The 12294-nt window shown below is 35.3% G+C and carries 9 protein-coding genes; 1 reads left to right on the top strand and 8 read right to left on the bottom strand.

Annotation, left to right across the window (positions count from 1 at the left end):
• Positions 1-220: 220 nt before the first annotated feature.
• On the top strand, positions 221-1156 hold the full coding sequence (locus tag FA046_RS00210; protein WP_136824351.1) for an energy transducer TonB: 936 nt from the start codon (positions 221-223) through the stop codon (positions 1154-1156).
• 130 nt (positions 1157-1286) lie between these two features.
• On the opposite strand, the gene FA046_RS00215 is transcribed toward FA046_RS00210, so the two are convergent.
• Genes FA046_RS00215 through FA046_RS00250 form a run of 8 tightly spaced genes read right to left on the bottom strand, consistent with a single transcriptional unit; the run spans position 1287 to position 12294 of the window.
• Positions 1287-2072 (bottom strand): carboxylesterase family protein, encoded by a 786-nt coding sequence (locus FA046_RS00215; protein WP_136824352.1) that lies wholly within the window; start codon positions 2070-2072, stop codon positions 1287-1289.
• Positions 2073-2077: 5 nt separating this feature from the next.
• A complete protein-coding gene (bglX, locus tag FA046_RS00220) occupies positions 2078-4390 on the bottom strand; it encodes a beta-glucosidase BglX (protein WP_136824353.1) in 2313 nt (770 codons plus the stop codon).
• Between the two features lie 15 nt (positions 4391-4405).
• Positions 4406-5065: a GDSL-type esterase/lipase family protein gene (locus FA046_RS00225; protein ID WP_136824354.1), complete on the bottom strand. Its 660-nt coding sequence runs from the start codon at positions 5063-5065 to the stop codon at positions 4406-4408.
• 1 nt (position 5066) lies between these two features.
• Positions 5067-6785, bottom strand: coding sequence for a family 43 glycosylhydrolase (locus FA046_RS00230; protein WP_136824355.1), 1719 nt, complete (start codon positions 6783-6785; stop codon positions 5067-5069).
• A 2-nt stretch (positions 6786-6787) separates the two neighbouring features.
• On the bottom strand, positions 6788-8134 hold the full coding sequence (locus FA046_RS00235) for a glucoamylase family protein (RefSeq protein ID WP_136824356.1): 1347 nt from the start codon (positions 8132-8134) through the stop codon (positions 6788-6790).
• Positions 8135-8137: 3 nt separating this feature from the next.
• Positions 8138-9799: a glucoamylase family protein gene (locus FA046_RS00240; RefSeq protein WP_136824357.1), complete on the bottom strand. Its 1662-nt coding sequence runs from the start codon at positions 9797-9799 to the stop codon at positions 8138-8140.
• 58 nt (positions 9800-9857) lie between these two features.
• On the bottom strand, positions 9858-10760 hold the full coding sequence (locus FA046_RS00245) for a LamG domain-containing protein (RefSeq protein ID WP_225870849.1): 903 nt from the start codon (positions 10758-10760) through the stop codon (positions 9858-9860).
• A gap of 4 nt (positions 10761-10764) precedes the next feature.
• Entirely contained in the window at positions 10765-12294 is a 1530-nt protein-coding gene (locus FA046_RS00250) for a RagB/SusD family nutrient uptake outer membrane protein (RefSeq protein ID WP_136824358.1), read from the bottom strand.

Raw genomic sequence — 12294 nt, forward strand, 5'->3', positions numbered from 1 at the left:
ATTTTAGATAGGTCTAAAATAGAAATAAGATTTAAACCGAGTATAAATTCTCTTTAAAAAGGGAGTCTATTGAGTATCATAATTCATGCTTTTAACATTTACAAAAGGTCTTTATACAGCCTCAGAAGCCAATCTTAATAAATCATAAAAATTATTTTCATTTCAATGTTAATTTAATATTAAATTTTAATTACATTTATATTAACCAAATATAATCATCATGAAAAGACTATATACCACCCTCGCCCTTTGTGTTTGTTTTACCTTCGCGGTAAATGCACAAGAAGTAACTCGCTATTACTTAAATAACAACGTACCCACTCAATCTAAAGATAGCGCAACCTACTACATCAAATTTAACGCTGCCGAAAACGGTCTGCTAAATTTTGAACGTTTTTGTATGGATAACCAACTTAAAGAAAAAGGAACTGTACAAAGTATGCTTACTTTAATTAGAGAAGGAGAAATTACCACATTTTACACCAATGGCAATAAAAAAGATGTAATTAGCTACTCAGAAGGTTTGCCAAATGGCATGCAAACTCACTATTTTTCTAATGGAAAAGTGAACTATAAAATTTTAAATCACTCAGCAGGTTACGGTTATACTCTTCAAAAAGAAAGCACTTCTAAATATTTATTTTGCGCTAATGAAAATGATGAAATCACCTTACAAGACGGAAATGGCTATTTTAAAGCTTATGATGATCATTTAAAAATAACACAAGAAGGAAATGTAAAAAACACAGTTGCCGATGGCATTTGGCAAGGTTATGAAGCCAATAAGCTTGTATTTACTGAAGTTTACAAAAACGGTATCTTAATTAAAGGTGAAAATTACGCTGCTGAAGGCAAAATTTATGCTTATCAACAACGCAGTAAAAGACCAGAACCAAAAGGAGGTATCAATAACTTTTACAACCATATATCTGCATCAATGCAGGATATGAATTTTAATAATGAAAAATTAACCATGAAATTTATTGTTGATGTTACTGGCAACCTACAAAACATAGTAGTAGTAAATTCATCAAACAAAAAAGTGAATGATTTTGCTGTTAATGCACTTAAAAATGCACCAAAATGGAATCCTGCTTTAGAGCAAGGAAAACCCGTTGAAAGAGCTTATTTTATGCCTATCAGCATCAAATATTAAATAGATTATCTTTTTTATTTATAGCCTTCATCAAACTTATTTGATGAAGGCTATTTTTTTAAATCCTTTTTAAAAGAAAAAAACCCGCTGCAATTTGCAAACGGGTTTTACAATCAACCTAAACCTATTTTTAATTTTTTGATTTCGAGAATATCCAGGGGAGTAACTCTGGCTCTGCAAAAGCAGCATCCCAACTGTTATGATTTGCATTTGGATATAAATTAAGCTTATAATCAGCACCTAATCTTTTAAGTTCATTGGCTATATTAATGGTAAAATCTGGCTTTACCACATCGTCTTTTAAACCATGAAACAACCATAAAGGAAGTTTATTGGCGTATTTTTTCACGTTTGATACATTACTTCCACCACAAATTGCAAATGCGGCAGCAAAGGTATTTCTTTCTCTTCTTAACAACTCATAGGTTCCCATTCCGCCCATGGAAAGGCCTCCAACATAAAAACGATTGTGATCTAAATAGGATAAATCTTCCAGCTCCTTTAAATAAGACCGCAAAAGTCTCATGGCTTGGGTAGGCTTTCCTCCTTTAAGAAATTCGAAATTTCTTTTTCCTTTTTCGTCTGTAGTAATTTTCACATTAGCCCAGTAACTATCATCACTACATTGAGGAAAAACGACAACCGCTGGATATTTAGCTCTAAAAGCTGGATCTAAAAACATCTTAGAACCATGTATCAGTTGCTTTTCATTATCATTACCAGACTCGCCTCTGCCATGCAAAAAAAGCATTAATGGATATTTTTTTGTATGATCAAAATTCTCTGGATACAAAATTCTGACCGGCAAAGTATCTCCTTTTGAAACAAATATGGTTTTCACAAAAGCACTTTTATCTTGCGCTTTAATGCTGATAAAACATAAACAAAAGGCAATTAATACACTAAATCTTTTCATTTTTATTACTTAACTAATTTGAACGATGCTTCTTTAACGTTTGCGACACTATTTCCCACAAAAACCTTAAAATCACCTGGTTCTGAAACAAATTCTAAATTTGAATTATAAAACTTCAAGTGTTCCTCCGTCAGTTTAAAAGTTACCTCTTTGGTTTCTCCTGCTTTTAAAGCTATTTTTTGAAAACCTTTTAATTCTTTTACTGGTCTGGTGATAGAGCCTACTAAATCTCTAATGTAAAGTTGCACCACTTCTTCACCATCTCTATTTCCTGCATTCTTCACTTTTACCGTAACGCTGATGCTTCCGTTTGCGCCTAAAGTCGTCTGATTTAAAACTGGAGCAGAAATTTCAAATGTGGTATAACTTAACCCAAAACCAAATGGATAAAGGGGATCGTTACTTACATCTAAATAATTGGATTTAAATTTAGTGAACCATTTACCTTCTTCTAACGGGCGGCCTGTGTTTTTATGGTTATAATATAAAGGTACTTGACCTACGTTTTGAGGGAAAGTTGCACTCAGTTTTCCAGATGGATTAACATCGCCAAACAAAACATCAGCAATAGCATGACCGGTTTCTGTTCCGCCAAACCAAACATTTAAAATAGCAGGCACATTTTTGCTTTCATAAGTAAGATCTAATGGGCGACCATTAAACACCAAAAGAACCACTGGTTTACCCGTTTTCAATAAAGCTGCTAATAATCTTTTTTGAATAGCTGGAATTTGAATATCAGATCTGCTTGAGCTCTCACCACTCATTTCAGAGCTTTCTCCTAAAGCTGCAACAACTATATCGGCTTTTAATGCGGCATCAACAGCTTCTTGAATGATGGTTTCCTCGGCTCTATTATCCCTTATCATATCTCTACCAAACATGGTGGCTCGTTTCTGATATTCAATATCTTCTAATAAATTAGAACCTAAGGCATAAATTATTTGAGCTTTATTACCTACAGCTTCTTCCAAACCTTGCTTTACTGAAATGGCTTTACTTAGGTCTGTAGAAACACTCCACGTACCGGGCATATTCACTTTACTATCTGCTAGAGGCCCTACTAAAGCTATTTTTGCCGTCTTTTTTAATGGCAATAAATTATTTTCATTTCTAAGAAGCACAAAGCTTTTGGTTGCCGCTTCTCTAGATGCTGCTATATTTTCTTTGGTAAATATTTTAGTTCTGGCTCTTTCATCATTGCAATATTTAAAAGGATCTTCAAATAGACCCAACTTATATTTTGCTTCTAATACATATCTGCAAGCTCTATCAATTTCTTCTTTACTTACCTTGTTTTCATTCAACGATTTTTTTAGCGTAGTCAAAAAACCTTCGCCCACCATGTCCATATCTACTCCGGCATTTAATGATAATGCAGAAACCTGTTGTAAATTTCCAAAACCATGATCCACCATTTCGTTAATTCCAGTATAATCTGTGACTACAAAGCCTTTAAATTGCCATTGATTTCTTAGTAAATCTGTTACCAACCACTTATTAGCAGTAGCTGGTACCCCATCAATTTCGTTAAAAGAAGTCATTACACTGCCTGCTCCGGCGTCAATTGCAGCTTTATATGGCGCTAAATACTCGTTATACATTCTCACCTTACTCATATCTACCGTATTATAATCTCTGCCACCTTCGCCAGCACCATACAAAGCAAAATGCTTTACACAGGCCATAATGGTATTTATTTTAGTTAAATCATCACCTTGATAACCTTTAACCATTGCTCTTGCAATTTCAGATCCTAAGAAAGGATCTTCTCCGCTACCTTCAGAAAAACGTCCCCATCTTGGGTCACGAGAGATATCTACCATGGGAGAAAATGTCCAATTAATTCCATCAGCGGCAGCTTCTTCTGCTGCTATTTGCGCCGTTTTCTTGATTAATTCCATATCCCAAGTTGCTGACATGGCAAGCGGGATTGGAAAGGTTGTTTTATAACCATGAATAACATCTAGACCAAAAATTAGAGGAATTTTTAAACGAGAATAGTTTACCGCTAAATCTTGTGCTTTTCTTACTCGCTCTGGTGTAGTTAAACTAAAAAAACCGCCAACTTCGCCTCTTTTTACCTTATTTTCCAAATCTGAATTTCCGGTAGAACCCGTAATGGCTTCTCCGCCAGTGAGTAAATTAAGCTGACCAATTTTTTCTTCAACTGTCATTTTAGACATTAAGTCTGCAATGAAAATATCCATTTTTGAAGTAGATGCTATAGCTGTTTTACTAGCTATCTGTTTTTGTTGCACACATGCTGTAACAGCGGTTAATACACCAAAAGTTAAAATATATTTAAGTAGTTTCATAATCTCTGTAATTATTTATTGTTGAATAAGATAAGGAGTAATGGTTTTTGTCCATATATCATATCCTTTTTGATTCATGTGTAAATTATCTTTGATAAAAATATCACTCATAGGCTTCCCATTTTCTTGCAACATCAAGTGGTAAACATCTATAAAAGACACGTTGGTTTGTGTCTGTAAATATGTTTTGATGAGCTCGTTTGCATAAAGCATTTGAGGCATAAACTTTTCTCTACTCAAACTTGGTTTAATAGAAATAAAACTGATGGCCACATTTGGCATTTTCTTACGAATGAGGCTGAATAGTAGCTTAAACCTATCAAAAGTAACATCAGGCGTAGCACCTTCTGCAATATCATTTTCGCCACTATAAATTACAATTTGGCGAGGCTGATAAGGGAAAATAATATCATCAGCATAATAAATGGCATTTGCTAAATTAGAACCTCCAAAACCCCTGTTAATTGCCTGATACTTTTGGTAAGTCTTTTCCAAATCTTTCCACATGGTAAAAGAAGAACTGCCAACAAATAAAATTCCGTTTTTTACAGGCATTCGTACACTATCGGCTTTTTTAAAAGCTTCAATTTCTTGATAAAAAGGTGGCCTTTGCTGTGCAAAAGCTAGGGTTGAGCACAAAAAAGCAATTAAAAACAATAAGTTTTTCAATCTCATATTATTCTACTTTTAAAGGTCTTGTGATGGCAGAAATTCCGTTTTCATTAAATGCTTCAATACTAAAATAATAGCCTTGCCCTTTGGTTAGACTTTTCATCATCAACTCGTTGGTATCATAGACCAACCAAGAACTATATAACTTATCAGGCGCAATACCCCATTTAATATTATAACCCTGGGCGTTGAGTTGTTTATCCCAAGTGAGTTTGGCATCCCTTTGATCATCCTGACGATCTACTTTAAAGTTTTTAACTGTTGAAACTGTTTTGCCATGCCCTTTTCCAAAAACTCTAAACCCAGAAATAGCCAAATTTGTGGTAGGTACTTTTTGATTGAGGTATCTGATATATCTTAACTCTACCGGATTTTCTAATTCTAAATAATCATTTGGAGTATCTTTAAAACTATTTTTCTTATTGGCCACTACAAACCAATTTTTACCATCTAATGAGCCTTCTATGCTATAGCGATGATATAAATTTGGCATTCGGCCATATAAGTTTGATTTATAATCATGATAATTAATTTGAATGGCATAAACAGCAGATGGTTTCTCTAAATCTATTTGCAACAATTGTTTATCATCATTCTTTTGGGCTAACCAAAAAGATTTTACGTTCTCGTCATTTACATGATTGGCAGTAAACTCTCCTACTGTTGATGATGCAGTAACTGGTTTTTTATAAGATAGCAGCATCCAACCTGCAAAATCACCTTTTTTATTAGGTAAAGAAGCAGCATAATGCGGATAATCTCCAAAAGAGGTATTGGTATACATTAAACCATCTTTATCAAAACCAGCGGGAAACATGGCTATTCTTCTTTCCCAATTTACATTTACAGAAACTGCCATAGAGGCGAAATGCCAAAACTCATTTCCAGGACCTAAAACCGTACTTCCATGTCCTGCTCCATTCATAAAACCACCTGGTTTATAAGAAACAGGGTTATTTGGTGCATAAGTGTAAGGTCCAAGCGGATGGTCACTGGTGTAAACGCCATCGCCATAAACATTAAACTCTGTACCGGGAGCGGCATATTGCAAATAATATTTCCCGTTATGCTTAGTTAGCCAGGGACCTTCCATATAACCTTCCATGGTTGACGTATGATTTTCGCCAAAACGTTCCCAACCGTGGTTTGCTTCGTCTAAATTAAATAGCTCTTTAGTTTGCTCTGATGGCGTAAATCTTTTGTTCTTATTTAACTCTTTTGCCCTTATAGGATATAAATTAGACGAGCCCCAAAAAATATAAGCTTTATCATCATCATCAATAAAAAGCGCTGGATCTTGTATATCACTAATGATGGATGGAGTAGCTTTCCAATCTCCTTTTTTAGGATTATCGGTATATAAAATACTCATAGAACCAGATGGATCTCCGGTTACATACAAAACAGAATCTTTATAATTATGAGCTGCCGGTGCATTAGAGCCTTGGAAATACCATTTTTCTGGCGTAATAAAATCCCAATTGGTTAAATCTGTTGAATGCCAATAACCCATAGAACGGGTCACAAACATATAATATTCTCCTCTAAATTGAACCACCGCAGGATCTGCTCCAGAACGATAGGATATATCATTATTAGAGTTATAAATCATGTAGGTATAATCTAAATTAATTGGATTACAATACGTTTGTTGCGCTACTGATAAGCTGCTATTTAAAAACAACAGACTTATAAAAAGAAGTTTAATTTTTTTACCCTTCATCTTTATTTTTTTAAATAAGGGCTCTCAAAATCTAACTTCTTTAATCCCTTTTGCACATCTTCATCACTCATAAAAAGTTTCCATAATAAGCCAGATCGGTAGTTTTCCATCATCACCACAATTGGGCCTTGGTCTATGCCTAAATATCTTTTAGGATACCAGTTATCTGTTTCGCTAAAAGCATCATAAAAACCATATTTACCCCACATTTTGTCTTTTTTATTTTCGTACCAATAACGCATGGCGGCAATAGATTCTTTAGGAGTATAAACGATAGATGAAAGTGCAGCAGTTGGTGCAATTACCCCTAAATCATTTTTCTCACTTGGTGCATGCCCAGCATAACCTTTTACAGAATAACTAGCCGTTAAACCCCAACTATTAGCGCCATAACCTTTAAAATTATTGGGATTATCAACACACCATTGATAATTAATTAATGCCTGATTTTTAGTTTCCATACCAAAATCACCATAATTATCTTTTAAACCATTAGGATCTAAACCTAAAAAAGAGTAATGCGACCAAAACATGGGGCCACCATGTTTAGCATCTCCCTGATGGAAGAATTGCAGATTAATGTTTTTATAATTTCTTGGTGATTTAATTTTCCCATTCATTGCCCAACCTTCATCATAAACTTGTTTAGAAATGCCGTGAGTAGGCGAAGAAGCACCCAAAACGTACATAATTAAACACTCATTAAAACCCTTTACAGGGAAATTCATTTGCCATTGATTTTTTGGGCTCCAATGCCAATACAAAACATTTTGACCGTTTCTATACCAATTAAAATCAATTCCTTTCCATAAATTATCGGCTAAAGCCGATAATTGCTTTTCTTGTTGATTACCGTTTTTAAAGTATTGCTTCACGCAGATTAAACCCTGAGCAATAAATGAAGTTTCTACCAAATCGCCACCATCATCTTTGGCTGAAAAAGGTTTTACTTTGCCTGTTTCGCCAATCATCCAATGCGGCCAAGCGCCATGAAAACGTTCGGCAGTTTTTAAATAATTAAGAATTTTATTTAGTCGGGCAACGCCTTCTTTTTTAGAAACGTAACCACGATCTATAGCACTTATAATGGCCATAATACCAAAACCTGTGGCTCCGGTGGCTACGGTATTTTTATCGTTTTGTGGATAGATATTGTCTTCATGAAAACGTTCTCTTCCAGCACCAGAAACGGGTTCGGCACCATCCCAAAAATATTGAAAAGTATGGTATTGTACGGTATCTAAGAGTTGTTCATCAGTTAGTTTTGTTGATTTTTCATTCAGTTTTTGTGTACTTCCGCAAGCAGAAATAAATAATACACAAAGAATATATAGGTTACGGCTTATCATTTTCTAAATTTTTGGGCTTTGAAAGCCAAGTTTTGTTAATCCGGTTTTTACTTCAGGACAACTCATAAATAAATTCCAAATTAAACCCGTTCTGTAGTTTTCTATCATTACAATTTGCGGACCTTGATCTATAGCTAAATAAGAGCTTGCAAACCACGGATCATTTAAAGAAAAAGCATCTTTAAAACCATACTCGCCCCACATTTTATCGCCAAGCTTATAATAAAAAAACCTGATGGCCCTTAGAGATTCTTCTGGAGTAAAAGGAATGGAAGAAATAGCTGCCGTTGGCGCTATATAACCTCTATCATTATTTGGAGAACTAGCCGTATACCCACCGTTTATATCGCTAGCCGTAAGCCCCCAACTTTCAGTTGAATAGCCAGAATAGCCTTGCGGATTTGCTACGCAATAATTATAATTGATTTTGCTGTGTGCTTTAGCTTGAGTTTCATAATTAGCATAAGCATCAGTTAAACCAGTTGGGTTTAAAGCCATTAAAGAATAATGCTCAAAGAAAAGTGGGCCACCATTTGCCGGACCAAGCGGTAAGTTTACGCCATAAAAGCTGTTGCCATTTTTTATAGATCCATTACCTGCCCAACCGTTATCATAAACAGATTTTGGAATGCTGTAATTAGTTGAAGAAGCTGCTAAAACATAAACCATTAAAGATTCGTTCCATCCTTTTACTTGAAGATTAATATCCCAAGTAAACTCTGGACTCCAATGCCAAAGCAATCTTTCCTCATTATTCTTCCTAAACCAACTCCATTCTACATTTTGGTAAAGTTGATTGATATCATTTCTTAAAGTTACCTCGGCAGCATCAGTACCATTAAAATACTGGCGGGCAACTAATAAACCTTCCATTAAAAAGGAAGTTTCCACCAAATCTGCACCGTTATCTTTTGCGCTAAATGGTTGTACTTTCCCTGTGTTTCCGTTTATCCAGTGAGGAAAAGCACCATGAAATTTATCGGCAGTTTTTAAGAACGAAACTATTTTTTGTGTTCGAAGCAGTCCATCAGCTTTACTTATAAAATTTCTACTTACGGCAGTAACTATGCTCATGATCCCAAAACCTGTTCCTCCGGTAGTCACAATATCTGCAGAGGTGTTTCTTTCTCTAGCCATTCCACTGTTTGGATGCCCAAAATCCCAAAAATATTTAAAGGTTTGTTTTTGTATCAGCGTAAGCAAATCTTCATCTGAAATTCTTGGAAACTTATCTGCATCATCAAACCCTGTTTGCAAATTGATGGTTAAAGGATTGATAATTCTCCCTCCTGATTCTGTAGCAAGTGTTGTAGGAATAATAAGCTGATAATTTGTAAAAGAAGTTAATGGATTTGATGGGCTTATCTCTACAGCTTTATTTTGATTTGATAAGCTGGAAGTAACCGTCAAATTTATCCCGTTTTCAATTTTGAGAATGATATTATTTACTTCACTCGCTTTAATAGCTTCTGAAAAAGTAATGATGATTTTAGGATTTAAATTTAATCCTTTATAAGAAAGTGTGCCATTATAAGCGCCATTTACGGTAAAAGAAATGGTGGCATCTTTTGGGCTTTGTTGTTCTGACTCATCTTTCTTACATCCTAATAGGGATAGCAAAAAAATTATAGCAAAAAAAACAGTTCTAAGATAAGTGCTTAACATACCAAAAGGGAGATTTTAATTAAAAAAAAGCTCTGGCTATAAAGCCAGAGCTTTGTAATTATTTACCTGCTTTACCTAAGTTAAATAAAGCTTTGATATGTGCATCTGGCAATACCTTATTGAATATTCTGATTTCATCTATGTTTCCTGTCATAGCGGCATAAGAAACATCGGCATTCACAGTCTTGCCTGGTATAGTATTGTAATTTCCTCCAATAATTACCTCGCTTGGCTCATAAGATTTAAACAAGTTATTTCCTGTTCCACGCCCTGGATAATTACCAATTCTTACCCCATCGCCATAGATGTGAAAAAACCCAGTTGTTCCATCATAAGTTAGCACCAAGTTTACCCATACATTACTACCTATTGCAGGAGAAACATTAACTGCACCAAATGCATTTACATTATCTTGTCTCCCTCCTCCTACTGTAGCAAAAGTTGGGTTTATTCTTAAATAATTGGTTACCGATGCTGGATTGTTATTGGTATTTAAATTAAAATCTAGATTTCCGTTTAACATCCCTGGTCTGGCTAACTGCATTAACATGGTTCTTTTAGATCCATTATTTAAGATTTGCACCCAGGTACTTACTGTAAAACTTTTGAAAGCATCAGTTTTAAAAGCGTTAAGTTGAGTTGCGTAATACAAGAACCCAGCGTTTAAGCTTAAAGCTTGTCCTTTTACCCCACCGGGGATAAAAGATGCTCCTGAAGTGGTAGTTGGCGCAGTACCAGTTTTAGTTTCATTATTTGTACCATCAAAAGACCAATAAGCGACCAAGTTATCTGGATAAATTTCGTCTGAACTGCTATAGCCATCAATTTTACCTTCGTATTGTGCCGAAGAAACAGCGGGTAAATTATTTGGATTACCATCTTTTTTACATGATGATAGGGCTGCTAATGTAACAACTGCGATCATCAAACTACTGATGTTAAATATTTTCTTTTTCATCATGATATTAATTATAACCAAAATTTTGAGTTAATACACCTTTACTTAAATCTATTTGAGTTTGAGGAATAGGCAATATTTCATGTTTACCTACAACAAATGTTTTTCCTTGTGCTTGCAAAACATCGGCAGCAATTCCCCATCTTACAATATCAAAGAAACGCTCATGCTCCATACCTAGTTCTACTCTTCTCTCCTGTCTGATTGCGTTACTCAATACTAATTGATCTGTAGTTACTACATTAGGTAAGATTGCATTGTTACCCCCTCTTGCTCTTGCTCTCACACTGTTTAAAGCCGATAAAGCACTGGTTGTATTTGCTACACCACCTAATTCATTAGCAGCTTCTGCGTACATTAAAACTACATCAGCATAACGTAATAATCTAACGTTCATCCACCAGGCAGAGCGGCTATTGATAGCTGTTTGTTTGGCTCTTGGAGTACTCACTTTGTTGTTATACCTTGGATTTGGTAAACCAGCTGGTACAGCCTCTCCATATAAAGAAGTGCCACCAGAGTATAAAATGGTACGGGCTTTTCTTGGGTCGCCAGTTTCATACGCCGCTTCTAAAGCTGTACTAGGCACATTAAATCCCCATCCTAAATTCCAATCGCCAGAGCCTCTTACACCTTGAACTTGTGCATATTGAGAACCAAACTGTTCTGGCACTGCTGCTGTAGCTGTAGCTTGAACTTCAAAAATAGATTCTTTTGAATTTTCTCCTGCTTCGTCAAAAACTTTAGAATAAGGCACTGATAAATCATACTGACCAGAAGTCATCACGAGATTAGCGGTTGCCATTGCCTGCGCCCATTTTCTTTGTGTCAAATAAACTTTAGCTAATAAGCCGTTAGCTGCACCAACTGTGATTCTTCCAATAAATTTAGGATCATAACTTGGTGCCAAATTAGCCGCCGCAAATTGTAGATCTTTCTCTATAAAAGCATAAACTTGGGCAGGTGTACTTTGTGGGATATTTGCTGCGCCTGCTGAAGAAGTGGTAATAGAATCAATAATTGGAACACGACCATATAAACGCACCATCATAAAATAGGCATAGCCTCTTAAAAACTTAGCTTGTGCTTCTGCATCAATCTTCAGATTTGCAGCAGTATTAGGATTTGGGTCGTTTTTTATCCTATCTAAAATATAATTACAATCTGCTATTAAAGAAATGTGCCCGCTCCATAACGCATTTACTAAACCGTTCGCTGGTGTAATGTTAAAATTGTCTAATTGTAAGGCATCTGCACCATCAGAAGGAGTACTTCCTTTATCAGCATCATCACTTCTAATACTTACCGCAGCTATAAAAGGCATTACAGTAGCGTTATAGTTTCTTAAACTAGAATATGCTGCATTTATAAATTGATCATACGGACCAGAACCTCCTGGATAAGGATAATTATCTTGGTTGTACTCTCCTTGTGCCTGGCGATCTAAAAAATCTTTATCACAGGCCACAAAAGTTGTCGCAATCATTAATATGAGCAACGCAAAATGCCTTTTTTTGAATTTTAAAATATTTTTCAT

The organism is Pedobacter cryophilus (genome assembly GCF_005116455.1).
GTDB classification, from domain to species: domain Bacteria; phylum Bacteroidota; class Bacteroidia; order Sphingobacteriales; family Sphingobacteriaceae; genus Pseudopedobacter; species Pseudopedobacter cryophilum.

What these genes read in the sequence shown, in the direction of transcription:
- FA046_RS00215 (WP_136824352.1), bottom strand. Translation starts at nt 2,072, where the DNA reads ATGAAAAGATTTAGTGTATTAATTGCCTTTTGTTTATGTTTTATCAGC.
- FA046_RS00250 (WP_136824358.1), bottom strand. Translation starts at nt 12,294, where the DNA reads ATGAAAAATATTTTAAAATTCAAAAAAAGGCATTTTGCGTTGCTCATA.
- FA046_RS00240 (WP_136824357.1), bottom strand. Translation starts at nt 9,799, where the DNA reads ATGTTAAGCACTTATCTTAGAACTGTTTTTTTTGCTATAATTTTTTTG.
- bglX (WP_136824353.1), bottom strand. Translation starts at nt 4,390, where the DNA reads ATGAAACTACTTAAATATATTTTAACTTTTGGTGTATTAACCGCTGTT.
- FA046_RS00210 (WP_136824351.1), top strand. Translation starts at nt 221, where the DNA reads ATGAAAAGACTATATACCACCCTCGCCCTTTGTGTTTGTTTTACCTTC.
- FA046_RS00230 (WP_136824355.1), bottom strand. Translation starts at nt 6,785, where the DNA reads ATGAAGGGTAAAAAAATTAAACTTCTTTTTATAAGTCTGTTGTTTTTA.
- FA046_RS00235 (WP_136824356.1), bottom strand. Translation starts at nt 8,134, where the DNA reads ATGATAAGCCGTAACCTATATATTCTTTGTGTATTATTTATTTCTGCT.
- FA046_RS00225 (WP_136824354.1), bottom strand. Translation starts at nt 5,065, where the DNA reads ATGAGATTGAAAAACTTATTGTTTTTAATTGCTTTTTTGTGCTCAACC.
- FA046_RS00245 (WP_225870849.1), bottom strand. Translation starts at nt 10,760, where the DNA reads ATGATGAAAAAGAAAATATTTAACATCAGTAGTTTGATGATCGCAGTT.